This window comes from Olleya sp. NP1-10, assembly GCF_055804415.1.
This window is the reverse complement of record NZ_CM147840.1, coordinates 526,022-551,957: the sequence shown is the minus strand read 5'-3', so window position 1 is coordinate 551,957 and position 25,936 is coordinate 526,022. Positions and strand designations below refer to the sequence as shown.

Here is a 25,936-nt window from a genome sequence, read left to right as displayed (position 1 = left end):
AATTATGAAAACGAATAAATATTTAACATTAGCTTTTAGTCTTATGGCTTTATTAGCTGTCACATCTTGTGTAGAAGACGATGATTTTTCAGTGCCACAATCTCAAGGTACAGAAGAAAACAATGCTTTAAATACTTTATTGGCTTCTTCAACAGAAGTCGAAATGAGTTATGCTAAGGCTTTATATAATTCAGATCCTAATAACGATAACGATACTAGTGATGCAATACCTTTTCTAGTTGAAAATGATATATACATTAAAGGGTATATTTCTTCAAGTGATGCAACAGGAAACTTTTTTAAAGAAATATATATGCAAGACGATATAAGTGATCCTTCTGGTGCGGTAAAAATTATTTTAGAGCAAACAGATACTTATAATCAATTTAATAAAGGTCGCGAAGTTTACATAAACTTAAAAGGTCTTTATATAGGTGAAGAAAGAACTGGAAGTGGAGTAATAACTATTGGTGGTGGAACTGAATTTGACCAATATGGAGGTACAGTTACAAGATTAAACATAAATCAAATAGCTCAAAAACTTCTTCGCTCACCTATGACAGAGGATTTAATTCCTCTTGTAACTACATTTTCGGAAATAGATGATAGTAAAGTTGGTGTTTTTGTAGAAATTCAAGATGTAGAGTTTACAGACAATTTAAACGGAGCACGTTATTTTGATCCTAATGAAGTTTATGATACAGCTAGAACAATGCAAGTTTGTAATGGTTCTAATTATGACGAATTTATATTAGAGACTAGTTCATTTGCTAATTTTAAAGAACAATTATTACCAACAGGGAATGGTACAATTCAAGCTGTTGTTAGTAAAACTTTTGATGCTAGTAGTTATGTCTTAGCTTTAAATACAGCAGAAGATGTTAACATGGAAGGTGATAGATGTCTTTTGGCTTCGACTATTTTTGAAGAGCGTTTTGATGATGCAACCGCTGGAACTAATTTAGATACAACAGGTTGGTTAAATATTGCTCAAGATGGTAGTGAGTTATGGACAGAGCAAGTTTATAATGGAAATGGTTATGCTGAATTTTCAGCTTTTGGTACAGGAGAAATAAGTAATGTAGGTTGGTTAATTACTCCAGGAATAGATTTAGATGTATATTCAACTGAAACATTAACATTTCAAACAGAACATGCTTACCCAGATGCAGGTCATGATGCTTTACAAGTGTATATCTCAACAGATTTTGATGGTAATTCTGCTAATGTTGCATCTGCGACATGGATTCCTTTAGATGCTAATACAAGTTATGAGGAAGATTTTGAAGCTTGGTTTACATTTACAAACTCTGGACCAATAGATTTATCTTCTTATTCAGGAACTGGTTACATAGCATTTGTTTACACTGGAAGCGATACTAATAATTTAAACACGACATTACATATTGATAATGTTTCAGTTTCAGGTGAATAGTAAAAATTAAACACTATAAAACCTGCTACATTGTAGCAGGTTTTTTTATATCATTTATGACAACATTCGATCACTTATTTTTTACTGTTTTTACAGCCTTTAAAACACGTTTTAAACAAAAAGCAAACACTATAGCTTTGTTTTATATTTCGGCATTGCAAATCGCATTAGTTTTTGTTTCGGGTGTGTTTATAGCTACTTTTTTAACTAAAATGAATGCTTCTACCATATCTAATGATAAAGCTTGGATATTATTTGCAATTATTTCATTTATTATACATATTCAAAATTGGTTAAAGTATAATGGTAAAACTAGAAAGGTTTTAAACGCTAAATTTAACAAAAGCAAATCAAGTAAACATAATTTAGGTTTATTGTTAAGTTTGCCTTTTGTGTGTGTATTATTAGGGGTAATTCTACTTCAAAGTTTTTAAAGATCAATACATAAGTAAAAAGCCTGCTATAATTTAGCAGGCTTTTTTTATTTTAAATAAAAATATAATGGCTATCAATCATTTATTTTTAAGTCTTTAAATAATTTGAGAAGACTTTAGTAATCTACTGTACAGTTAAGGTGTACTGAGGTGTATTATTTAATGGGCAAAAATAAGTGTATTCACCTTTAGCTAATATTGTAGCTTTGCTACTTTGTGTTTCTCCGTCTTTAACAACGCTAGTGACATAAGCAGTTTTGATGTGGTTTTCTGGATTGGATGCATCAGCTCCTTTTTTGATTAGTACAAAACCAACATCTTTACCAACTGCATTATTTGCAATTTCAAATATATAAGTTCCTTCACTTACAGTTAAACCTTTTTGTGTAAACTCACCAGTGGTCTGCTCTAGTGCTACTGTTTTTACAGTATCGTTTTTCATCATTTTGTCTTGTGCATTAACAGATACTAAAAGAGTTAATGTTAATACTAAAGTTGTGATTAATTTTTTCATTGTCTTAAATTTATAGATTTGTTATTATATAATTGAATTGTCAATAATTCCTTTGTTTAATTCTGCGTCACAATAATAGTCGTGTAGTTGTTTGTGCTCACAATGCTCTTGTGGATTAACAGTTTTAGCTATATTTCGTTTAGCTTTTGTGAATATTTCTATTAAATTGAATATGGATCTTGTTGTTCTCATCTTGTATATGTTTAAGTATTATACTGCAAAGATGCGATGTGAAAGTAGATTTTAAAACGACAATATTACCTTAGTAGATGTCTATTTTTCCCTAATTGTGGTTTTGTTGTAAAAAAAGAGTTTATAAGCTGTTTTTAAATTCTGATATAGTTACCATCGTTTGTTTTTTAAACAGTCTGCTTAAATGTGAGGCGTCTTCAAAACCAATATCATAAGCAATTTGTTTTGCAGTTTTATCCGTATACATTAATTGACGTTTAGTTTCTAAAATTAACCGTTCATGTATTATTTTTAGAGGACTTTGTCCGGATTTTGAAAAACTATTGGATAGTGTTTTTGCTGATTTATTAAGTTTGTCTGCGTAAAATCCAACATGATGTGCGTCCTTAAAATGAGCTTCAACTAATAAGTTATATTGTCTTAAGGTTTCATCTGTAGATTTGACAATGGTATCACTTGTAGTTTCGGTCTTAAGCAATCTGGTAGTTTTAATAATAAACCTAGCCAAAAGCATTCTTAGCATTTCTGCTTGAATAGTATCTTGAGTTTCAATTTCTTCTAAAAACATATCATGCAACATATTAAATTTATCTTGCTCGATAGTATTTAAAGTAATAACAGGAATAGTATCGTTTCCAAAAAACAAAACACCAGCACAACCAACTTCTTTATCATGGTCTTTAATACAATAAAATTCTTGATTAAATTGATAAACAACACTTTGCTCTCCAGCTACATATTTTAACTGTTGTATTGGTGTTAATGATAAAATTTGATGTGGTTTTAAAACTAGTGGTACACCATCTACAATCAAGTCTAAACTAGAATTTTTAGTAACAATAAAGGTATATAAGCCAATTTGTTTAGAATTGGTAAACGTTTTTAAATGGCTTTGGTCAGAGATTGTTAAGATCCCGTTGGTAGAAAATTCTGTAAATGTTTTTAGCATAACCTTATAGTCTATAAAATTAGCTAATAATTACAATTAAAAATAAATATCCTGAGCTAATCTATAGGTGTTGGCATGCGCATTTACAATGGTTTTTATGTCAGGACTATAGCCTCCACCCATACTGCACATAACAGGAATGCTGTGTGTTTTACAGGTGTTTAAAACAAATTGATCTCTTGTTTTGCAACCAGCTACTGTTAAGCCTAGTTTACCTAATTTATCTGTTTTAATGACGTCAACACCACTTAAATAATAGATAAAATCAGGTTTAAAGTCTGTTATTAATTTAGGTAATATTTTTTGTAAAATTGAAAGATACTCAGTGTCTTCAACATCGTTTTCTAGAGCAATATCTAAGTCGCTTTGTTCTTTTTTAAATGGATAATTGTGTTTTCCATGCATTGAAAATGTAAACACAGACTTATCATTCTTAAATATTTCGGCAGTACCATTACCTTGGTGTACATCCAAATCTACAATTAAAATACGATTAGCTAAACCTTTATTTTGCAAGTATCTTGCACCAATTGCTTGGTCGTTTAACATACAAAAAGCTTCACCACGATTGCTGTAAGCGTGATGTGTACCTCCAGCAATATTCATAGCAATACCATGTTGTAGTGCAAATTGACTGGCTTTTATAGTACCATCTGCAATAGTTATTTCTCGCTCTATCAAAACCTCACTCAAAGGGAAGCCAATTTTACGTGCAGCACGTTGATTTAAAGTGATATTTAGTAAATTGTAATAATACTCAGGATCATGTACAGCTAAAATAGGGGCTTCATTAATCATCCTGTTAGGTTCAAAAAAGTTAGCTTCAATACAAGTGCCTTCATGCAATAATTGTTCAGGTAATAATTGATATTTTATCATCGGAAACCGATGCTTTTCTGGTAACGGATGACAATAAATAGGATGGTAAGCTATTTTTAGCATTCAAAAAGTAGTTTAAAAATTTAAAGTTAAGGCTTCCTAATTTTATAAACAATTAGGTCTGTTTAAAAACTTTAAGACACTCTTAACAAGATAAGTTATATCTTTGTCAACTAAACAAAAGTATAATAATGTCAAAGCTTAACTTTTTAGTTATAACGCTTTTATTAAGTGTCTCTACTATCTTTTTTTCAGAAGGTAAAGATACCAATATTGTACAGCATACTTTTCCGCAACATACCGTTCAAGCCAGTCCTTCATTAGACTCTCAAGGTATTATTGTAAATTCTGACATTGAGTTATCTGTTAACCTTCAGTTAGAAGATAATACCTCATTTTACAAGCAGTATGCATTGGTTAAAACGGTAAATAAAACACAACAAAATACTGTTTTATTATATCAAAAAAACTGTGCTAGTATTACTGTAGGATTATCCAAAACACAGATTATTTATCCATTTCATTGGTTTACTTAAAAGCAATACGTTTTACCCAACTATTGCAGCGCTAAGTCTTTAAAATTAAGACTTTGTGTTGATGTATTATACATTAAATCTAAAAATTAAAACCATGAAATTACCATTCACGCTACTAGCAATATTAGTAGTTTTAAGCGTATTAGTCCCTTTTTTTATATTTGTATTTAAAGGATTAAATAGCAAAACAAAAACAAAACATAAAGCCGAAAAACTATTACTTTCCAATGGGTTAAAGTATACTATGTCCGAAACTTGGAATAATAAATATATGGCTTTCGCCGAAAACCAAAACATGCTATCTTATGTTCATTTTAAAGATGAAATTAATGTGGTAAAAACCATAGATTTATCTCAAGTCAAGTCTTGTGAAATTATCTCTGATTATCAAAAAGGAAGAGATAAAGTATCAAATTTGAAGCATTTAGATTTGCAATTACAATTTATATCGCCTAAAAAAGAAGCTTTAACATTGTCTTTTTTTGATGCAAATGAGGCATTTATTGAAGATTATGAAGCCAAACGTATTCAAAATTGGCACGATATAATTGAAACTAATTTGTTTAAAGCCATTACTTTAAAACAAGCATCATAAACAAGTTTTTCTAAAGTTAAAAAGCATCAATCTCATATAAGGTTGATGCTTTTTTTGTTATTTATGTAATTTTAACTGAATCCTTTTTCTAGTAACATCAACCTCTAAAACCTTAACAATAACTTGTTGGTGTAAATGCACATGCTCATTTACATCCTTAACAAAGCTATCTGATAAATTAGAGACATGAATTAATCCACTTTCTTTAATACCAACATCTACAAAACAGCCAAAATTGGTAATATTATTAACTATTCCAGGTAATAATTGTCCGGACGATAAATCGTTAATTGTTTTAATATTTTGATTAAAAGTAAAGACTTTAGCTTCCTCTCTAATATCCAAACCAGGTTTTTCAAGTTCTTTAATAATGTCTTCTAATGTTAGTAATCCTACAGTATCAGAGCAATAGTTTTTTAAATCTATTTTTTTTAGTAGTTCTTTGTTACCAATTAAATCGTTTAAAGTTACTTTTAAATCTTTAGCCATATTTTTAACAATAGTATAGCTTTCTGGATGTACAGCCGAATCGTCTAATGGATTTTTAGGTTCTCTAATTCTTAAAAAGGCTGCACCTTGTTCAAACGCTTTTGCGCCTAAACGAGGAACCTTTTTAATATCACTTCTACTTTTAAAGATACCATTTTCAGACCTGTAATTAAAAATATTTTCGGCTAATTTTGGGCCAATTCCAGACACATAACTTAACAAAGAGGTACTTGCAGTATTGATGTTAACGCCAACACTGTTAACACAATTTTCAACAACAATATCTAATTGTTTTTGTAGTTTGCTCTGATCTACATCATGTTGATACTGTCCAACACCAATAGACTTGGCGTCAATCTTTACCAATTCAGCTAAAGGATCTTGTAAACGACGTCCAATAGATACAGATCCTCTAACGGTAACGTCGTAATCAGGAAACTCGTCTCTAGCAATCTTTGAAGCCGAGTATATACTTGCTCCAGCTTCACTAACAACAAAGACTTGAATGTCATTCTTGAAATGGACTTTTTTTACTAAAGCTTCTGTTTCTCTAGATGCTGTTCCGTTTCCTATAGCAATAGCATCAATAGTATAGGCTTCAGTTAAAGTTGCTAATTTTTTCATGGCACCAACACTATCATTTTTTGGAGCATGTGGATAGATGTTTTCATTATGTAATAAAGTCCCTTGTGCATCCAAACACACCACTTTACAACCTGATCTAAAACCAGGATCTATAGCAAGTACTCTTTTTTCGCCTAAAGGCGAACCTAACAATAATTGTTTTAAGTTTTTAGCAAAAACACTTATAGCAGATTGATCTGCTTTTTCTTTGGCGTTTTGTAAAGCTTCATTGCTTAATGACGGAAACAGTAAACGCTTGTAGGCATCACTTATTGCAAGCTCTATTTGGTCAGCACAAGCATTGTCGCTTTTTATAATTCTGCGATCAATGTTTTCTAATGCTTTAGTTTTATCTATTTCAATCTTAACTCTAATAAAACCTTCTTTTTCGGCTCTTAAAATAGCTAACAGTCTGTGTGATGGTATGCGACCTAATGCTTCTTCCCATTCAAAATAATCTCTGAATTTTTGAGCGTTTTCGTCCTCTTTTTTTGTTTTTACCACTGTCGTGGAAATCATAGCATGACGCTCTAATTGTTTACGCAAGTTATTACGTATGTCTGTACGTTCATTAATCCATTCAGCAATAATATGTCGTGCACCTTCTAAAGCATCATCAACTGTTGTAATGTCTCCTTTAACGTATTTAAAAGCAATAGCTTCTACATCATTTGCATTTTGGCTCATGATGATTTTTGCTAGAGGCTCTAAGCCATTTTTACGTGCAGTTTCTGCTTTGGTTTTTCTGCTTTTTTTATAGGGTAAATATAAATCCTCTAAAGTAACAAGATCTGTACAAGCTTCAACTTTAGCTTTTAAAGCTTCGGTTAATACGGATTGTTCATCTAAAGCTTTTAAAATTGCGGTTTTACGTTTTTCTAAAGTTTCAAATTCTTCTTTATATTTTACGATAGCTCCAATCTGTACTTCATCTAGATTTCCAGTTGCTTCTTTTCGATATCTAGAAATAAACGGAATTGTAGCATCTTGGTTAAGTAAGTCAATGGTGTTTTGAACTGACGTTTTAGGTAGTTTAGTTTTTGAAATTATATAATTTATAAGCATAAAAAAAGACCTTATTTTTTAATAAATAAGGTCTTGTAATATATCTAACTCAGTTTAATTTTCCGAATAAAATTTATAAAGAATTATATTAATTTTGAGTTTCTTGTTGTGCGTCGTTAATCATTTTTTCATTTGGTAAAATGGCAACATTTACACGTCTGTTTTTTGCACGTCCTTGTGCTGTACTATTATCGTTTATTGGTTGAGTTTCTCCAAACCAATTAGTTGTAAAACGACTGCTGCTTAAACCTTGATTAGTCAGGTAGTTTGTTACAGCGTATGCTCTGTTTTTGGATAAAGTCATATTGCTTTCTTCGCTCCCAACACTGTCTGTATGACCAACTACTAATATGTTTGTGTCTGGATATTCTTTAAATACAGAGACTAATTTGTTTAGACTAGTCTGTGATGCTGCGTTTACATTATATTTAGCTGTATCAAAAAACACACCACTATTTTCATCAAAGGTTATTACAATTCCGTCATCAACACGCTCTACAACTGCACCAGGAATTTCTTCTTCAATTTGTTGCGCTTGTTTGTCCATTTTATTTCCGATAAGCACACCAGCTCCACCACCAACAACACCACCAATAACAGCACCTAATTCTCCATTACCACCTTTACCAACATTGTTACCAATTATGGCACCTAGGATGGCTCCACCTGTGGCTCCAATAACTGCTCCTTTTTGTTTGTTATTTGCGTTTTGTACACTGCTACAGCTAGATACACTTGCTATTAAAAATATAGCTAAAGCACTTGTCGATATATTTTTTATTATAGTTTTCATAGTGTTTATTGTTTTATAAAGTTCATGTTAATAGTAAATGGTTTACCGTCTACAGTTAAGGTTTGTTCCCATCTCATATTAGTTTCTGATAATTGTGCTAAGGTTAATCTAAACCCTTGGTTAGTATCACTTTTACCTTTGGCGTCAGTAGGCTTTAATAAAAAACTATATAAGCCTGTAGTTTGATCTACTTCTTGAATTGTAAAGTTGAAATTTCTTTCACCTGTACTACAATTAGCATTATTTATAGTATATGTACCAGAGTAGTTATTTGGTATAAATTGCCATGTACTTTGTTCAAAACATTCTTTTGAAGCATCGTTTAAAAGTGTGACATTGTATGTTCCGGGTTGACTGTAGTTAATCGAGTTTAATACCCATGACCCTTTTATGGTTTTTCTTGATTCTCTTACGACTTTTGTTGATCCACAACTAAAAAGTAGACTCAAAAATAAGACGGTTACAATTTGTTTCATAATATTGGTTTTAAATTATGATACAAAGATACAACCGTCTTTGATATTTTATATTACATGATTGTTTTCATGCATTATATAATTTCCATTTTAGATAGAAAAAAATTAACTAATATGTAATCCATTGTTTACTGAAGCATCGTCAGGGTTAACAAATACCAATGCACCTTCAGCATTTTCAGTCATTAATATCATTCCTTGACTTTCTACACCACGTAATGCTCTTGGTGCTAGGTTAACTAAAACAGTAACTTTTTTACCAATAATATCTTCTGGTTTAAAGTGTTCAGCTATACCAGATACAATGGTGCGAACGTCAATACCTGTATCCACTTTTAAGACTAATAATTTTTTTGCTTTAGGCATTTTTTCTGCCTCCAAAATTGTTCCAACACGTAAATCTAATTTTGTAAAATCGTCAAAAGTAATTTCTTCTTTTTGAGGTTCGACTACTTTATTAGCAGCTTCATTTGTTTTTTTACTAGCCTCTAATTTATCTAATTGAACTTGTATGGTAGCATCTTCAATTTTACTAAATAATAATTCACCTTTACCAATTTGGTGTTCGGCAGGAAGTAAAACGTCTTTGGTTGCTATATCACTCCAAACATTAGTACTTGTGTTTAATATGTTTTTAAGTTTTGTAGATGTAAATGGTAAAAATGGTTCTGATAAAGTTGCCAATGCACTTGCAATTTGTAACGCAACGTACATAATGGTTTTAGTTCTGGCTTCATCAGTTTTAACTAGTTTCCAAGGTTCTTCGTCTGCTAAATATTTGTTTCCAAGTCTAGCTAGGTTCATTAATTCTTGACCAGCTTCTCTAAAACGGTAACGCTCTAATGAGCTTTCAATAACTGCTGGATACGCTTTAACGGTTGCTAAAGTTTCTTGATCAATAGCTTCAAATTCTGAAGGAGTTGGTACAATACCATCATAGTATTTATTGGTTAAAACTACAACACGGTTGATAAAGTTACCAAAGATTGCTACCAACTCGTTATTGTTTCTAGCTTGAAAGTCTTTCCAAGTAAAATCGTTGTCTTTACTTTCTGGTGCATTTGCAGTTAAAGCATAACGTAACACGTCTTGTTGATTAGGAAAATCTTGTAGATAATCTGGTAACCAAACTGCCCAGTTTTTTGAGGTTGATAATTTATTGCCTTCAAGATTTAAAAACTCGTTAGCAGGAACATTATCAGGTAAAATATAGCTGCCTTCTGCTTTTAACATTGCAGGAAATATAATACAGTGAAACACAATATTATCTTTACCAATAAAGTGTACTAATTTTGTGTCCTTATCTTTCCAGTATGGCTCCCAATCTTTACCTTCTCTTGCAGCCCATTCTTTTGTAGATGATATGTAGCCTATTGGTGCATCAAACCATACGTATAATACTTTTCCTTCTCCTCCAGGAACAGGTACTGGAATTCCCCAATCTAAATCTCTAGTTACAGCACGTGGTCTTAACCCATCATCAATCCATGATTTAACTTGGCCATATACATTAGGTTTCCAATCTTTTTTATGACCTTCTAAAATCCATTCGCGCAAAAATGCTTCATGCTTATTTAAAGGTAAAAACCAATGTTTAGTTTCTTTTAATGTTGGGACATTACCAGTAATTGCAGACTTAGGATTTATTAAATCTGTTGCATTGTGTGAGGTTCCACATTTTTCACATTGGTCACCATAACTTTCTTCATTACCACATTTTGGGCAAGTTCCTATTACAAATCTATCTGCTAAAAATTGGTTAGCTTCTGCATCATATAATTGTTCTGAAACTTCTTCAACAAATTCATTTTTATCATATAAAGTTTTAAAAAACTCAGAAGCAGTATCATGATGGATTTTTGCTGATGTACGAGAATAATTGTCAAAGGTAATTCCAAATTCTTCAAAAGAATCCTTGATAATTTTATGATAGCGATCTACAATTTGTTGAGGTGTAACCCCTTCTTTTTTAGCTTTAATAGTAATTGGCACACCATGCTCGTCACTTCCGCAAATAAAAGCAACATCGTTACCTGTTAATCTTTTGTATCTAGCATAAATATCTGCAGGAACATAAACACCTGCTAAATGACCAATATGTATTGGACCATTAGTATAAGGTAAGGCTGCTGTAATTGTATATCTTTTTGACATCTTTATTTTCTTTTGAAGCCGTAAAAATACGCAATTTGATAGCCATTTAGAAAAAAATGTAATTTTACAATATGACAAAAAAGAGATTACTATTGATTATGTGTTGTATGTTTTTTTCTTAGGGAATAAAACAACGTTAGCACAAAATAAAACTGAAACAAAATTGATACAGCCACCTTATTTAAAAGCAGGAGATACTGTTGCTATTGTTGCACCTTCAGGAGTTTTAAAAAATAGAAACGATGAAGTTAATCGAGCAAAAAAACTTTTAGAAAGCTGGCAATTGCATGTTGTGATTGGTAAAAATATATACAATCAAGCCGATCATTTTGCAGGAACAGATCAGGAACGATGTGAAGACTTTCAAATCGCATTGGACGATCCAAAAATAAAAGCCATTTGGTCAGCTCGAGGTGGCTATGGAACAGTCAGAATATTAGATAAATTAGATTATACTAAATTTTTAAAACAACCAAAGTGGCTAATTGGTTATAGTGATATCACAGCATTACACAATCAAATTCATAATTTAGGTGTGCAAACTTTACACGCTATTATGTGTGTAAGTTTACCAACAGATTTGTCTAATATTCAGCAAAGTATTGCAACTTTTAAAAATACCCTTTTTGGTAAACCTTTAAATTATACTTTAAAAGGATCAAACTATAACAAGTCAGGAGATGCCAATGGAGCATTAGTTGGTGGGAATTTAACTATTTTACACACCATGTTGGGCTCAAAAGAAAGCATAGATACTAAAGGTAAAATTTTGTTTATTGAAGAAATAGGAGAATATAAATACCATATCGATAGAATGTTGCAAAGTTTAAAACGAGCAGGTTATTTTGATGACTGTGCAGGAGTTTTAGTAGGCGATATGAGCAAAATGAGAAAGAATACGACCCTTTGGGGAACTTCAGTAGAGCAGCTTATTTTAGATGTTTTGTCAGAGTATGATTTTCCTGTAGCTTTTAATATGCCTGCTGGACATGAAAAAGATAACAGAGCTTTAATTTTAGGACGTGAGGTATTTTTGAAGGTTGAAAAAAATAAATCAAGTGTAGTATTTAAGCAATAATGGCTAGTCATAACGAACTTGGTAAAAAAGGAGAACAATTAGCAGTTGATTTTTTAATTGAAAACAACTATGATATTTTAGACCGTAATTACCGTTTTGCTAAAGCAGAAGTTGACATAATAGCCAAAAAAGATGTTTTAGCTATTATTGAAGTTAAAACACGATCAACCACTAATTTTGGTAATCCGCAAGATTTCGTTAAACCTAAACAAATACAACGTTTAGTAAAAGCAGTAGACCAATATGTAACTACAAATGGCTTAGATGTAGAAATTCGTTTTGATATCATTGCTATTGTTAAAGTTAATAATCAATTTAGTATCGAACATCTGAAAAATGCATTTTATCATTTTTAAGTGTTTACTGACAAAATAGCTTGCTGTTATATTGGCTCACTTTTTGTTATATTTATATTGTTAATTTAAAATAAAGAATATGTTTTCAGGATATATGGGTTATTACATTTTAATTGGTGTAATAGGTATAATTAGTGGTATTGTAAGTAATAAACTTAAAAGTAAGTTTGCATTTTATTCTAAAGTACACTTGCGTAATGGGATGACAGGTAAAGAAATTGCCGAAAAAATGTTGTCTGATAATGGGATTAGAGATGTAAAAGTAATTTCTGTAAAAGGACAATTAACAGATCATTACAATCCAACAAACAAAACAGTTAATTTAAGTGAGGTGGTTTACAATCATGCCAATGCAGCAGCAGCAGCTGTAGCAGCACATGAGGTTGGACATGCAGTACAACATGCAACAGCTTATAGTTATTTAACCATGCGATCTAAATTAGTGCCAGTAGTACAAGTCACATCTAGTATGTCACAATGGGTAATTATTGGTGGTATTGCTTTAATGGCATCCAACATTTTAGGTGCAGGTGGATTTTATGTCGCTATCGCAGGATTAGTAATGATGGGTTTCGCAACCTTATTTAGTTTTATAACCTTACCAGTAGAGTATGATGCTAGTAATAGAGCTTTAGCTTGGCTTAAAGCAAAAAATATAGTGACTCCAGATGAGTATAAAGGATCTGAAGATGCGCTTAAATGGGCAGCCAGAACCTATTTGGTTGCTGCAATTGGTGCATTAGCCTCTTTATTGTATTGGGCTATGCAAATTTTGGGTAGCAGAGACTAAAATATATTAAACCTAATAAGTAAAATTATTAGGTTTCTTTTTTTACATTTGATTAACCAATTTAAACTATCAATAATTTATGGACAATAATTTAGAAAATTATCAAGGAGGAACACATTTAACTATGGCTTCTGAAGCAGATAGAACTGCATTTTATAAAAAAACTTATGGTCACGTTGCTGGAGGTGTTTTAGCTTTTGTACTATTTGAATATTTATTATTACAAAGTGATGCTTTAGTAGAGTTTATGTTGTCAATGACGCAAGGCTATAAATGGTTGTTACTATTAGGAGGATTTATGTTAATTACAACCTATGCCGAAAGTACAGCTATGAAAACAGCTGATAAGAATAAGCAATATTTAGCCTACGGAATATACATTTTAGCACAAGCTGTTATTTTTGTGCCTATGATTTCTATTGCAGCGTTTTATATGGATTCTGGAGCAGAAATATTACAACAAGCAGCACTAGTAACTTTAGCCTTATTTACAGGTTTAACAGCGGTGGTGATGTTAACAAATAAAGATTTTTCGTTTTTAAAAGCTGGATTAACTATCGGTTTTTTTATTGCTTTAGGGTTAATTATTGCTGGAACAATATTTGGGTTTGACCTAGGTTTATGGTTTTCTGGTGCGATGTGTGTACTAGCAGCTGGATCTATACTTTATCAAACGTCTCAAATTGTAAATAAATATTCTACTGACGATTATATACCTGCAGCTTTAGGTCTGTTTGCGTCGTTAATGTTATTATTCTGGTATATTCTAAGAATTTTTATGTCAAGAGACTAATCACTTTTTAATAAAAAATTAAATTTTAAAGCGTTTTGAATTAAATTCAAAACGTTTTTTTGTTTTTTAGAAGGAATCATTTTCTAAAGAAACTAATTTGTTCTTAAGAGCATATATAACTAATCCTGCAACGTTTTTAGACTCTGTTTTTAACAATAAATTATTACGGTGCCCTTCTACCGTTCTTGGACTGATAAAAAGTTTTTCGGCAATATCACTAGTAGTTAGTTGCTTGCATATTAGAGTTAAAACTTCTGTTTCACGTTTTGTAAAATAATTAGTGTCAAAATTAGATTTTACTTTTTTGTCTGAAGGATTAGTGATGTTTTCATGAATATATTGTAGAACTTGTTGGTCATAATAAAACCCTTTAGAAGCGACTTCTTTTATGGTTTTTATCATTAATGCAGGTGTGCTGTTTTTTGCTAAATATGCAACAGCTCCTATAGAAATCATATTTAAAATAAAAGGTTTACTAAAATAGCTGGTCAAGGCAATAACCTTAATTTCAGGAAACTCTTTTTTTATAAGTTTAGTGACTTCTACACCATTAAGTTCTGGCATTTTAAGATCAGTAACTACTATTTCGGGTAAAGTTTCAGTATTACGTAATTCTTGTATTAAGTATTCTCCGTTTTCAACATCAAAAAGAACTTCTATTGCTTCATTAGTTTCTAAAATAGCTTTTAGACCTTGTCTAAACAAAAGTTCATCATCAGCTAATGCAATCTTTATTTTATCTTTCATAATTACAACGTATAATAAATTGACTTCCGTTATTTGGTGTGCTTTCTATTTTAAGTGTTCCTTTTAAAATTTTAACTCTACTTTTAATATTTTGAAGGCCTATCCCTGGTTTTTCATGTGTTTTATTGACATCAAACCCTTTACCGTTGTCTTGATAGTGTATTATAAAACCTGTTTCATTTTGTTCCATATATACTACTAATTCATTTGCTTTACCATGTATAATAGAGTTGTTAATAAGTTCTTGAACAATTCTAAATACATGTAATTGGTCGCTTTTTGATAATCTAGTTAAGGTTTCAACGTTATCTTCAATTTCTATTTTAGTGTGTTTAGAAAAGTCTTCAAATAATTCTTGTAATGCAGCCTTTAGACCAAATTCATTTAATATAGGAGGTAATAAATCGTGTGCAATTTTACGTGAGCTTTCTAAAGTTCCTGTAGTGATGTTTAATATTTGCTCTAAGGCTGTTTTTTGTTTCTCAGTAATAGTTTCATCTATAAGTAAAACATTTGTGGTTAAGCTTACAATATTTAATTTAGAACTGATAGCATCATGTAAATCCTGAGCAATACGTTTACGTTCTCTTTCTTGAATAGCGATAGAGGTTTGTAATATTTTTTGTTGATTTTTAAGTTTTAAATCAGCTTTTTCAAGTTCTTTTTGAATAATTTTTTGTCTTGAATAATGGAAAAATAATATAAGTCCAGTAGTAAGCAACACTAAAAAAATAAGACCATAGACTAGAGCGACTATTACTTGTTCTTGTCCATCGATAATGTTGTCTTCCATTCTATAAAAATTAATATTAGATATAATAAATATAATATTTTGTTTACCAACCAAATCTTCTTAATTGTTGCGTTATTATATTCAGATAAATAATCTCCTAAAATGAATATTAAAGTGCTAGTTGTCAAGTAGATTAAAACTCCTGCATTTATGTATATAAAAGCACCTTTTTTGCTTATTGAATTATAGAGATGAATAATAGAATATATAACAATAGGAAATGAGGTTATAAAAATTTCAAAAACAAAAAATTTAAAGAACAAAATAGGTCTATTAATATATTGTATTGATAAAGTTAATAAAACTAAGAGTAAAATTGTATTAACTATCTTCTTTTGAGTTGAGTTAAATAATTCTCGATAAAATAAAGATAATAGAATAAATTGTCCAATAAAATAAAAGTGAGACAAGTAAAGATTGTCTTTTGAAAAATATGATAGCGTAGATGTTAGTACTACAATAATCAAAGAAGTCCCTAAATAATAACTAAAATATTTAAAAGCCATACTTTTTTTAGAAGTATAGCTTTTAAAAAATAGTATAGCAGTAATAAAAAGTATAGCTATTCCAGTGTATTCAAAAATAGAACTTATTAATTTCATTAAATTTTATGGGTTGAATAAAGGACTATTTATATCACAATCACTTGGGCAAGGTGATGTAAAATCAAAAACGCCACTTCCTGTTAATGCATTTACAGCTGTTTCGACAATACCGTCATCACAACCTGAAGGTTTTTCGTCTTCTATAATATCACGATGAATCCCCTTACAGTCTACTTTAGTTCCAACAAGTAATAGTTTTTCTCCAAAACCGTCTTCAATTTCTTCATCAATTGCCAAATAGGCACGGACGCTACTAGAATCGACGTTTTGAAGGCTGTAGTTACCGTCGTCTTGTTTTACTAAAACGTTCATTTCAATAAAAGTCTCTATTAAATCTATAGAGGGCATCAAAAAAGCTTTACAATGCTTTGGGTTTTCAGTTTGCCATTTTTTAGCCCAATTTTTTGCATTTTCTAGTGTTACTTCATTTTTACTCATGGTTTTTTATGTTTTGGTTAAATTATATCATAAATCTAGTCATACTAATTCACATAAAAAACCGCAATACTAAAATCAGGTGTTTTTACGTGGTTTTAATACACCGTGATTATACGCTTATTAGAAATGGTTATAGGGTATAGTTTTGAGGTTGTTATTATATATATATATATTACATCTAGAACTTTTTTTAAACTAAAATTTATTATTATGGCATCAGCAGACCCACTTATAGGATCGGTCAGTATGTTTGCAGGAAGTTTTGCCCCAAGAGGCTGGGCTTTTTGCAACGGACAATTATTATCAATTTCACAAAACTCAGCTTTATTTTCAATTATAGGAACCATTTACGGTGGTGATGGAAGAACTACTTTTGCATTACCAGATTTAAGAGGTAGAGCTCCAATTCACTCAGGGAATAGTGCAGGGCCAGGACTTACACTTAGGCCTTTAGGTCAAAAACTAGGAGGCGAATATCATACCTTAACTGAGCTTGAAATGCCTAGTCACAACCATCTTGCTCAAGGAGAAATAAAAGTCAGCTCTGGTAATGCTACTCTACAGTCAGCAACTAACAACTCCTCAATTGCATCCCCAGGAAAAAGTTCTGGTAGAGATTTTGATCCATCATTAGGTTTTAATGAAGCGACGCCTGACATTGTTTTAAATCCTAATTCAAATTCTGTACAAACACAAAATAAGGGTGGAAATCAACCTCACCAAAATATGCAACCATCTTTAGCAGTTAATTTTATCATCGCTTTAGTAGGGCTTTATCCTTCAAGAGATTAATATTAAGAACAATGCTCTATTAATGTTTCTATAGAGCATTGTTTATTTTATATACCAATTTGGGGTATTTGTCATTGTATAGTACAGCTTGTATTTATTCTTTTTTAAAGTATATAACGATTTAACACAATAAGGATTGGTTATCAAAGATTCCCCGTCATTTATAAAAACATCTTCAAACACTCTAATTTTTGTGTAAATGCAAATATCTGGAGTGGTTTCAAAGTCTTGATAAAAAAAGAGCCAATCAGATTCGAAATTAAACTTAGACTTTATATTTTTATTGATTGAGAATAAAACTTTTTTTCTTCTAAGTTAATATAGTCTTTATAGTTTGTACTTGACTTAAATGCCTTTTCTTTAACATGAAATGATTTTCTAGTGCTTATTTCTATTTCTTCTGGAACTAAAATTCCTTTTTCACAAAGTTGCATTACTAAATTTTGAGTTATTGAAACTTGTGGTTCTTTTGTAAGACCTTTATCCATAGTTTCTGTAACGGCAACATGTATATGCGTTCCTTCCTTAAATTTAAAGGTTGTTGCATCTTCTATTAAGTACGCTTTTACATAGTCTTTAAAACCTAAATAATTAATTATTTGTTTTAAATTTAAAACAGAGTCTTCATGAATATCTATAAATGTAATGGAGATATCATTACTATTAAATAAAGGTAGTAATGGGATTAGTAATGTGCCTAATGGACCCGTACCTGCATAAACGATTTCAATTTTTTTGTTTTCGAAAATTTGTTTTGCCTTTTGTATTGCTTTGTATGTTCCTTTAATAAAACGAGCAGTTCTTACATAGTCTTCTAAACAATCTTTAGCATGTTTTGGAGATAACGCTAGGCCACCTCTTACCTTTGTGTCAGTTACTATAAAACTCTCAAATGTGACGACATCTAAAATTTTAGAATAAAAATTTGATAATAAATTAACAGCCTTAATTTCTTCTTTCTCTGTTTGTGAATGAATTAATAGTATAGTTATTTCTTTTAAATGCAAGTCAGAGAACATAGTGTTTTTTATGATGTTTAAAAATGTAATTAAAATTAAACAAATTATTTAGAAAAACACGTCTTATATAACTAGCGTTGCTCAAATATCATCACGTGTATAAATATCTGTTAATTTAGGACGTATAAATAGTTGTTTCCTACATACGTATAAATAATTGTTTATCCTATACGTATAAACACGTGTTTTTTTACTCGTGTATAAGTACTTGTTTTTTAAAAAGTTACAGAGGTGTTTGGTGTTAGGTAATAAAAAAATATATTTGTAACTGAACTGTAAATGCAAAAAAAGATGAAACAAAAAACTACTCAATTTTTACCCTTTAAATACTTACAATTTTTTGTAGTATTTCTTTTTTAAGCTCTCTAAGCTTAAAATCTTCGGCTCAAACTACAGAAGTATTTGAGGATGAGCCTGTTAGCGCAACCACTTTTAATGATAGTGGACAGAGTTTTACTATTGAAAATGGTTCTGGTGATAATAGTTATGACATTGAAATCTTCTCTGGAGGAGGTTGGAATGGAACTTCTGCTGATAATTATTTTATTGATAACTCAGGAGGAAGTCCTGTGCTAGGTGATGGTTCTTCTTTTACTATTAAAACTACTGATGGTACCGATATTACTATTAAAAGTTTTTATTTATTTGTTTCCAATAGAAGTATAACTGGTCCTGCAACAACAACATTAACATTTACAGGAAAGGTTAACGGTACTACTGTATATAGTAGTGTAAAAAACTCGGGTATTGTTAATGGTTCATCTTTTAATCCTAACAATGGCTTTACATTCATTGACTTTACAACTGAGGGAGGTTTAGATAATTCAAACATTGCTGTTGATGAAATAGTAATATCTTCAACAAATGATGCAGATTATTTAGCTTTAGATGCTTTTAAATGGGGAGCAGCTCCAATTTGTACAGCACCTGATATCCCAACAATTACATCAGCACCTCCAACTATATGTGATGGTGGTAGTGCTTTACTTAGTATTTCGGGAAACTTAAATGATGCAACACAATGGTCTGTTTATACAGGTTCTTGTGGAGGAACATTAGTAGCTACAACAACTTCATCAACTGTTATTGTAACACCTACACCACCAGGTACGACCTATTATATTAGAGGTGAAGGTGGTTGTGTTACACCTGGATCCTGTGGTAGCATTACTATAAATACAACTCCTAAAGAGGACGCTTCTTTTAGTTATGATGCTTCAGCATATTGTGTAGATGGTTCAGATCCAACTCCAACTATTACAGGAGTTTCTGGAGGTTCTTTTTCATCTTCAGGAGGATTGTCTATAAATACTAGTACTGGTACTATTGATGTGTCAGCTTCAACACCCAACACATATACTGTTCAGTATAATACACCCGGTTTTTGTGATGGGACAGAAACAGCTAGTGTTACTATTAATGCTTTGGATGACGCAAGCTTTAGCTACAGCGCAGCATCGTATTGTGTTGATTCTAGTGATCCGTCACCAACTATTACAGGTGTAACAGGTGGAACATTTAGTTCTACAGCAGGTCTAAGTATAAATTCTGGTACTGGAGTAATCGATTTGTCAGCTTCAACACCTAATACATATACTGTTCAGTATACAACTACAGGAAGTTGTCCAAATAGTTCAAATGTAAGTGTTACTATTAATGCTTTGGATGATGCCAGTTTTAACTACAGCGCAGCATCGTATTGTATTGATGCTAGTGATCCGTCACCAACTATTACAGGTTTAACAGGTGGAACATTTAGTTCTACAGCAGGTCTAAGCATAAATGCTGGTACTGGAGTAATTGATTTGTCAGCTTCAACACCTAACACATATACTGTTCAGTATACAACTGCAGGAAGTTGTCCAAATAGTTCAAATGTAAGTGTAACAGTTAATGCTTTGGATGATGCAAGCTTTAACTACAGTGCAGCATCGTATTGTACTGATGCTAGTGATCCGTCACCAACTATTACAGGTGTAACAGGTGGAACATTTAGTTCTACTGCAGGTCTAAGTATAAATGCTGGTACAGGAGTAATTGATTTGTCAGCTTCAACACCTAACACATATACTGTACAGTATACAACTGCAGGAAGTTGTCCAAATAGTTCAAATGTAAGTGTAACAGTTAATGCTTTACCAACAGTAACATTTACAGCACCTGCTGATTTATGTATAGATGCAGGAGAACAATCTGGTTTAGGAAATGGAACAACCACAGGTGGTGTGTATTCAGGAACTGGAGTTACAGATGATGGTAACGGAATGACGTATTCATTTGATCCGGCAATAGCAGGAGTGGGTACACATACAATAACTTACACTTATACTAATGCAAATGGATGTACAAGTTCAGCTAGTGATAGTGTTGAAGTATTTGCATTACCAGTAGTAGCATTTACAGCTCCAGAAGATGTTTGTATAGATGCAGGTGTTCAAGCAGGTTCTGTTGCTGACACTAATATTTTGTTTGGAGCAGATAATCAAGGGAATTATTTTAGTATTGATGTTGCTACGGGAGCCTCTACTATTTTAAATACAGGTTTTTCAGGAGGTTGTGGATCAGGCGTTACTGCATTAGGATATGACCCAATTAGTGGTATTGGTTTTGGAGAGGAAACCAATGGATGTGGTAGTGGTTTTATGTTTGACATTTCAACAGGAAATCTACTTGGGGTTGGTTCACCTAATGTTGGAACACCACCATATTTTCAAGGTGTAAGTATTTATAATGGAGTTTGGTACACCGTAGGTGTATCTGGAGCTCCTTTAAGTACTTTTGATCCAGTAACACAAGAATTAACAGAGGTTGGACCAACATTTTTGAATTTGAGTAGTCTAGCTATTGATCCAGGTACGGGGATTGCTTATGCTGCAGCTGGACAAGGAGTCACGGAGATTTATACGATTGATTTAATAACAGGAACGCCAACATTATTAGCTAATACAGGTGTTGTGTTAGGGAGTCTTGAGTTTCACAATGGTGTCTTATTCGCTGGTGGTGCTCAAGTTGATTCTGGAAATATTTATTCTATCAATATTACCACTGGATCTGCTACAATAATTGGGTCTACAGGTATTAATACAACGATCACAGGATTGACTTCCGTTGTAGTGTCTCAGGGTCAAGGAGCTCCTGTAGGGGGAGTGTATAGTGGTCCAGGAATAACAGATAACGGTGACGGTGTAAACTATTCATTTGATCCTGCAGTAGCAGGAGTAGGTACACATATAATAACTTACACTTATACGAATGCAAATGGATGTACAAGTTCAGCTAGTGATGATGTTGAAGTATTCGCTTTACCAACAGTAACCTTTACGGCTCCAGCAGATTTATGTATTGATGTAGGTGTACAAACTGGTTTAGGAAGTGGAACAGCAACAGGAGGCGTGTATTCAGGATCAGGAGTTACAGATGATGGAAACGGAATGACTTATTCATTTGATCCTGCAGCAGCAGGAGTAGGTACACATACAATAACTTACACTTATACGAATGCAAATGGATGTACAAGTTCAGCTAGTGATGATGTTGAGGTATTCGCTTTACCAACAGTAACTTTTACAGCACCTGAAGATTTATGTATTGATGCAGGTGTACAAACTGGTTTAGGAAGTGGAACAGCAACAGGAGGCGTATATTCAGGGTCAGGAGTGACCGATGATGGAAACGGAATGACGTATTCTTTTGATCCTGCAGTAGCAGGAATAGGTACACATACAATAACTTACACTTATACTAATGCAAATGGATGTACAAGTTCAGCTAGTGATGATGTTGAGGTATTCGCTTTACCAACAGTAACCTTTACAGCACCTGCAGATGTATGTATAGATGCAGGCGTACAATCTGGTTTAGGAAGCGGAACAGCAACAGGAGGTGTATATTCAGGAACAGGAGTGACCGATGATGGTAACGGGATGACGTATTCCTTTGATCCTGCAGTAGCAGGAGTAGGTACACATACAATAACTTACACTTATACTAATGCAAATGGATGTACAAGTTCAGCTAGTGATGATGTTGAAATATTCGCTTTACCAACAGTAACTTTTACAGCACCTGAAGATTTATGTATTGATGCAGGTGTACAAACTGGTTTAGGAAGCGGAACAGCAACAGGAGGTGTGTATTCAGGATCAGGAGTGACCGATGATGGAAACGGAATGACTTATTCCTTTGATCCTTCAGCAGCAGGAGTAGGTACACATACAATAACTTACACTTATACTAATGCAAATGGATGTACAAGTTCAGCTAGTGATGATGTTGAAGTATTCGCTTTACCAACAGTAACCTTTACAGCACCTGTAGATTTATGTATAGATGCAGGTGTACAAACTGGTTTAGGAAGTGGAACAGCAACAGGAGGTGTGTATTCAGGATCAGGAGTGACAGATGATGGAAACGGAATGACGTATTCATTTGATCCTGCAGCAGCAGGAGTAGGTACACATACAATAACTTACACTTATACTAATGCAAATGGATGTACAAGTTCAGCTAGTGATGATGTTGAAGTATTCGCTTTACCAACAGTAACCTTTACAGCACCTGCAGATTTATGTATCGATGCAGGCGTACAAACTGGTTTAGGAAGTGGAACAGCAACAGGAGGTGTGTATTCAGGATCAGGAGTGACAGATGATGGAAACGGAATGACGTATTCATTTGATCCTGCAGCAGCAGGAGTAGGTACACATACAATAACTTACACTTATACTAATGCAAATGGATGTTCTAACTCTGCTAGTGATACTATAGAAGTTATTGAAGTAGATAACACAGTATCACAGGTTGGTGTTGTTTTAACAGCCAATGAATCTGGAGCAACTTACCAATGGTATGAATGCCCTAATACTTTATTGACAGGAGAGACTGCTCAAAGTTATACACCTTCAGCAAATGGCGATTATAAAGTGGTAATTACTTCAGAAGGATGTATTGTTGAGTCAATTTGTGTTACTATTTCTTCATTAGATATTGAGACGTTTGATAGTAAACCTAAATTTGCTATGTACCCAAATCCAAGTAGCAACAATGTAAACATTAAATCTTCAATTGGTGAAAGCTTTGAAATCGTTAATTTATTAGGTCAAACGGTAAAAGTATTTAAAGTAAGTGCTAATGTAGAAAAGACTATTTATATTGGAAACTTAAGTGATGGTATGTATCTTGTTAAAGTTTTAGGCGATTCAAATATATCTGCTAAAAAGCTTATTATAAGAAAATAAGTTTTAAAAATTAGTTATAACAAAAGCGGGAATTTTTTATAAAATTCCCGCTTTTACTTTTTTAAAATATACCTTTTGACGGTTTAAAAAATAGTGCTAAATTTTAATTTGTCGTTCTATTTGCTGGTCTAGAGATATAAATGTCTCTGTTCTTGAAACTCCTGATATAGATTGTATATCGTTGTTTAATAAATGCATTAAATGCTCGTTATCCATGCACAATATTTTTATTAGAATACTCCAATTTCCGGTAGTATAGTGACATTCTAAAACTTCAGGTATTTTTTTTAGTTGTTTTACTGCATCTGGATTACTAATGGCTTTGTCAAGATAGATTCCTACAAATGCCATAGTTGTATAGCCTAATACTTTTGGATTGATTACAAATTTTGAACCTGCTATTAGTTTAGATTTTTCTAGTTTTCTAAGTCTTTGGTGTATTGCTGCTCCAGAGATACCGACTTGTCTTGCTATTTCTAAGACAGGTGTACGTGCATCTTGCATTAATGCACGAAGTATTTTCTTGTCAATTCCGTCTATGGTTATGTTGTTATTTGAAGTTTTCAATTGTCAGATTGTTGTAATTTAAAACATAAAGTTAATCATTATGTTTTAAACTGAAACTTAAATTTGAATAATGTCCTTAATGTGATTGTGTTAAGGATAGAAGTGGCATCCTTTTTTGTCATTAAAAACAAAAAAGATATAACGGATAGCCTGACCTAAGTAAATTGTTCAAAGCACTTTAAAGCTTTGAACAATTTATGTGGTAACACCCAAAGATTAAATATTTAAAGGGTTGTAGCCAAGGTATGGTACATGCTTTTCTTTAAATGTAATACCATATTCTTCCAATTCTTTTAGTATTGGTGTGTATACTTCTTTGGTAATTGGTATTTGTACTCCTGGTGTTGTTATGGTTTTGTTTAATATAGCTAAAGTTGCTATCGCTACTGGTAATCCAACGGTTTTTGCCATAGCTGTGTAGGTTTGGTCTTGACCTAAGGTTACCATTGTAGAATCTATTTGATGTTTTTCTCCATTTAGTTCGTATCCAAACTTATGGTACATTACGATCATGTCTTTATCTGTAGGATCTAATGTCCAACTGTCAAGTAATATTTTTTGTAGTATTTGTGCTGGTGTGGCTTTGTCTAATGTCACCTTTTTTGTCTTGCTAAATAGGTCTAACTCTACAAATTTGTCCCAAATAATATCATCTTGGTCTATTTTTAAGGCATGTCTAAATTTAAGCTCTACAGAATCTGTTGGACTGTAAGGTAAAAAGGCATTAACAAAGTCACGATAACTCATGTTTTTGCTGTCATCTATGGTGTAACTATCATCAGTCATACCAAGTGCTACAAAGACTTGCCAAGCTCTGGAAAACCCTACGCGACGCATGGTCCCTCTGTATAGGGTTTTAATATCATTTAATCCATAAACGCTTTGGTATTTAAGGGAATCACGATTAGCATAAGCTTCAAAACGACCATAATTTTCTACATCTAAAAACTCGGTACGTCTAAATAACCTGTTGTATGGTATGTATTTAAAGGTACTTTCTTGTAAGAATTTTGCTGCTCCACCTTGACCTGCTGTGACTACGTTTCTTGGGTTCCATGTAAATTTATAATTCCATAAATTGGTGTCACTTTCTGGTGCGACTAGTCCACCAGTAAAGGATTCGAATAAAATAATTTTTCCACCTTTATCACGAATAGAATCTATGACTTGCATCGCACTCATATGGTCCAAACCAGGGTCTACACCAATTTCGTTCATGAATACTAATCCGTTGTCTTTTGCATCTTGATCTAGTGCTTGCATTTCATTACTAACATAAGATGCTGTAACCATATTTTTTTGAAAGTAATACAATCTTTTGCAACTTCTATATGAAAACGAGCAGGAAGCATTGAAACAACAATGTCTGCATTTTTTACAGCCTCTTGTCTAGATTTTTGATCAAAAACATCTAGTGTTATAGCGGTAGCGTTTTCATGATTTTCAATCATTGCTTTTGCATTGTCTATATTGATGTCACCTACTGTTATATGAAGGTTTTCTGACGTAGATTTGTTTAATAAATATTGAATTAAATATGCGGTAGATTTTCCGGATCCTATGACTAAAATGTGTCTCATAATGAG

23 protein-coding genes and 1 pseudogene are annotated in these 25,936 nt (G+C 32.3%); 10 read left to right on the top strand and 14 right to left on the bottom strand.

The features are described 5' to 3' along the window. The first annotated feature begins 4 nt into the window (after positions 1 to 4). Together AC0L4B_RS02570 and AC0L4B_RS02565 are read left to right on the top strand one after the other, a co-directional pair. Positions 5 to 1,435, top strand: coding sequence for a DUF5689 domain-containing protein (locus AC0L4B_RS02570; protein WP_473438418.1), 1,431 nt, complete (start codon positions 5 to 7; stop codon positions 1,433 to 1,435). Positions 1,436 to 1,491: 56 nt separating this feature from the next. After that, the gene (locus AC0L4B_RS02565; protein WP_473438417.1) at positions 1,492 to 1,869 is read left to right on the top strand and encodes a hypothetical protein; all 378 of its coding nucleotides are present in this window, start codon (positions 1,492 to 1,494) and stop codon (positions 1,867 to 1,869) included. Positions 1,870 to 1,993: 124 nt separating this feature from the next. Here the strand turns inward: AC0L4B_RS02565 and AC0L4B_RS02560 are convergent, their stop codons facing one another. The 4 genes from AC0L4B_RS02560 to AC0L4B_RS02545 form a co-directional block, all read right to left on the bottom strand. Next, positions 1,994 to 2,383, bottom strand: coding sequence for a plastocyanin/azurin family copper-binding protein (locus AC0L4B_RS02560; protein ID WP_473438416.1), 390 nt, complete (start codon positions 2,381 to 2,383; stop codon positions 1,994 to 1,996). 24 nt (positions 2,384 to 2,407) lie between these two features. Further along, positions 2,408 to 2,575 carry a hypothetical protein gene (locus AC0L4B_RS02555; protein WP_473438415.1) on the bottom strand — a complete coding sequence of 56 codons (168 nt, stop codon included), beginning with the start codon at positions 2,573 to 2,575 and terminating at the stop codon, positions 2,408 to 2,410. Between the two features lie 121 nt (positions 2,576 to 2,696). Continuing rightward, the gene (locus AC0L4B_RS02550; RefSeq protein WP_473438414.1) at positions 2,697 to 3,524 is read right to left on the bottom strand and encodes a helix-turn-helix domain-containing protein; all 828 of its coding nucleotides are present in this window, start codon (positions 3,522 to 3,524) and stop codon (positions 2,697 to 2,699) included. A 36-nt stretch (positions 3,525 to 3,560) separates the two neighbouring features. Further along, positions 3,561 to 4,466: a histone deacetylase family protein gene (locus AC0L4B_RS02545; protein ID WP_473438413.1), complete on the bottom strand. Its 906-nt coding sequence runs from the start codon at positions 4,464 to 4,466 to the stop codon at positions 3,561 to 3,563. A 128-nt stretch (positions 4,467 to 4,594) separates the two neighbouring features. On the opposite strand from AC0L4B_RS02545, the gene AC0L4B_RS02540 reads away from it, so the two are divergent. Both AC0L4B_RS02540 and AC0L4B_RS02535 read left to right on the top strand, forming a co-directional pair. Next, the gene (locus AC0L4B_RS02540; protein WP_473438412.1) at positions 4,595 to 4,939 is read left to right on the top strand and encodes a hypothetical protein; all 345 of its coding nucleotides are present in this window, start codon (positions 4,595 to 4,597) and stop codon (positions 4,937 to 4,939) included. A 94-nt stretch (positions 4,940 to 5,033) separates the two neighbouring features. Beyond that, the gene (locus tag AC0L4B_RS02535; RefSeq protein ID WP_473438411.1) at positions 5,034 to 5,534 is read left to right on the top strand and encodes a hypothetical protein; all 501 of its coding nucleotides are present in this window, start codon (positions 5,034 to 5,036) and stop codon (positions 5,532 to 5,534) included. Between the two features lie 57 nt (positions 5,535 to 5,591). Here AC0L4B_RS02535 and AC0L4B_RS02530 read toward each other — a convergent pair whose 3' ends face one another. From AC0L4B_RS02530 to metG, 4 genes are all read right to left on the bottom strand, one after another. Next, positions 5,592 to 7,712 (bottom strand): Tex family protein, encoded by a 2,121-nt coding sequence (locus tag AC0L4B_RS02530; RefSeq protein WP_473438410.1) that lies wholly within the window; start codon positions 7,710 to 7,712, stop codon positions 5,592 to 5,594. An 88-nt stretch (positions 7,713 to 7,800) separates the two neighbouring features. After that, the gene (locus AC0L4B_RS02525) at positions 7,801 to 8,505 is read right to left on the bottom strand and encodes a YiaD family glycine zipper/OmpA-like lipoprotein (protein WP_473438409.1); all 705 of its coding nucleotides are present in this window, start codon (positions 8,503 to 8,505) and stop codon (positions 7,801 to 7,803) included. Positions 8,506 to 8,510: 5 nt separating this feature from the next. Continuing rightward, positions 8,511 to 8,981: a lipocalin family protein gene (locus AC0L4B_RS02520; RefSeq protein WP_473438408.1), complete on the bottom strand. Its 471-nt coding sequence runs from the start codon at positions 8,979 to 8,981 to the stop codon at positions 8,511 to 8,513. 105 nt (positions 8,982 to 9,086) lie between these two features. Next, positions 9,087 to 11,198, bottom strand: coding sequence for a methionine--tRNA ligase (metG, locus tag AC0L4B_RS02515; protein WP_473439384.1), 2,112 nt, complete (start codon positions 11,196 to 11,198; stop codon positions 9,087 to 9,089). Positions 11,199 to 11,298: 100 nt separating this feature from the next. Between metG and AC0L4B_RS02510 the strand changes: the two genes are divergently transcribed. The 4 genes from AC0L4B_RS02510 to AC0L4B_RS02495 all read left to right on the top strand — a co-directional run bounded on the left by AC0L4B_RS02510 (position 11,299) and on the right by AC0L4B_RS02495 (position 14,152). Further along, positions 11,299 to 12,213: a S66 peptidase family protein gene (locus AC0L4B_RS02510; RefSeq protein ID WP_473438407.1), complete on the top strand. Its 915-nt coding sequence runs from the start codon at positions 11,299 to 11,301 to the stop codon at positions 12,211 to 12,213. Then, on the top strand, positions 12,213 to 12,569 hold the full coding sequence (locus AC0L4B_RS02505; RefSeq protein ID WP_473438406.1) for a YraN family protein: 357 nt from the start codon (positions 12,213 to 12,215) through the stop codon (positions 12,567 to 12,569). The genes AC0L4B_RS02510 and AC0L4B_RS02505 overlap by 1 nt, the downstream gene beginning before the upstream one ends. 79 nt (positions 12,570 to 12,648) lie before the next feature. After that, the gene (locus AC0L4B_RS02500; RefSeq protein ID WP_473438405.1) at positions 12,649 to 13,359 is read left to right on the top strand and encodes a zinc metallopeptidase; all 711 of its coding nucleotides are present in this window, start codon (positions 12,649 to 12,651) and stop codon (positions 13,357 to 13,359) included. A 79-nt stretch (positions 13,360 to 13,438) separates the two neighbouring features. After that, positions 13,439 to 14,152, top strand: coding sequence for a Bax inhibitor-1/YccA family protein (locus tag AC0L4B_RS02495; protein ID WP_473438404.1), 714 nt, complete (start codon positions 13,439 to 13,441; stop codon positions 14,150 to 14,152). Between the two features lie 66 nt (positions 14,153 to 14,218). Here AC0L4B_RS02495 and AC0L4B_RS02490 read toward each other — a convergent pair whose 3' ends face one another. From AC0L4B_RS02490 to AC0L4B_RS02480, 3 genes are all read right to left on the bottom strand, one after another. Then, on the bottom strand, positions 14,219 to 14,899 hold the full coding sequence (locus tag AC0L4B_RS02490) for a response regulator (RefSeq protein WP_473438403.1): 681 nt from the start codon (positions 14,897 to 14,899) through the stop codon (positions 14,219 to 14,221). Then, entirely contained in the window at positions 14,889 to 15,692 is an 804-nt protein-coding gene (locus AC0L4B_RS02485) for a sensor histidine kinase (RefSeq protein WP_473438402.1), read from the bottom strand. Before AC0L4B_RS02485 ends, AC0L4B_RS02490 begins: the two co-directional genes overlap by 11 nt. Positions 15,693 to 16,300: 608 nt before the next feature. Further along, positions 16,301 to 16,735: a hypothetical protein gene (locus AC0L4B_RS02480; RefSeq protein ID WP_473438401.1), complete on the bottom strand. Its 435-nt coding sequence runs from the start codon at positions 16,733 to 16,735 to the stop codon at positions 16,301 to 16,303. 210 nt (positions 16,736 to 16,945) lie between these two features. Here AC0L4B_RS02480 and AC0L4B_RS02475 point away from each other — a divergent pair, with 210 nt between their 5' ends. Continuing rightward, a complete protein-coding gene (locus AC0L4B_RS02475; protein WP_473438400.1) occupies positions 16,946 to 17,527 on the top strand; it encodes a phage tail protein in 582 nt (193 codons plus the stop codon). A 272-nt stretch (positions 17,528 to 17,799) separates the two neighbouring features. Here AC0L4B_RS02475 and AC0L4B_RS02470 read toward each other — a convergent pair whose 3' ends face one another. Continuing rightward, the gene (locus AC0L4B_RS02470; RefSeq protein WP_473438399.1) at positions 17,800 to 18,534 is read right to left on the bottom strand and encodes an SAM-dependent methyltransferase; all 735 of its coding nucleotides are present in this window, start codon (positions 18,532 to 18,534) and stop codon (positions 17,800 to 17,802) included. Positions 18,535 to 19,115: 581 nt separating this feature from the next. Here AC0L4B_RS02470 and AC0L4B_RS02465 point away from each other — a divergent pair. Beyond that, on the top strand, positions 19,116 to 23,783 hold the full coding sequence (locus AC0L4B_RS02465; RefSeq protein ID WP_473438398.1) for a T9SS type A sorting domain-containing protein: 4,668 nt from the start codon (positions 19,116 to 19,118) through the stop codon (positions 23,781 to 23,783). A 96-nt stretch (positions 23,784 to 23,879) separates the two neighbouring features. Here AC0L4B_RS02465 and AC0L4B_RS02460 read toward each other — a convergent pair whose 3' ends face one another. Further along, positions 23,880 to 24,350 (bottom strand): Lrp/AsnC ligand binding domain-containing protein, encoded by a 471-nt coding sequence (locus tag AC0L4B_RS02460; protein WP_028290624.1) that lies wholly within the window; start codon positions 24,348 to 24,350, stop codon positions 23,880 to 23,882. Between the two features lie 216 nt (positions 24,351 to 24,566). Further along, positions 24,567 to 25,930 (bottom strand): annotated as a pseudogene (locus tag AC0L4B_RS02455) (saccharopine dehydrogenase family protein). Between the last annotated feature and the right edge of the window lie 6 nt (positions 25,931 to 25,936).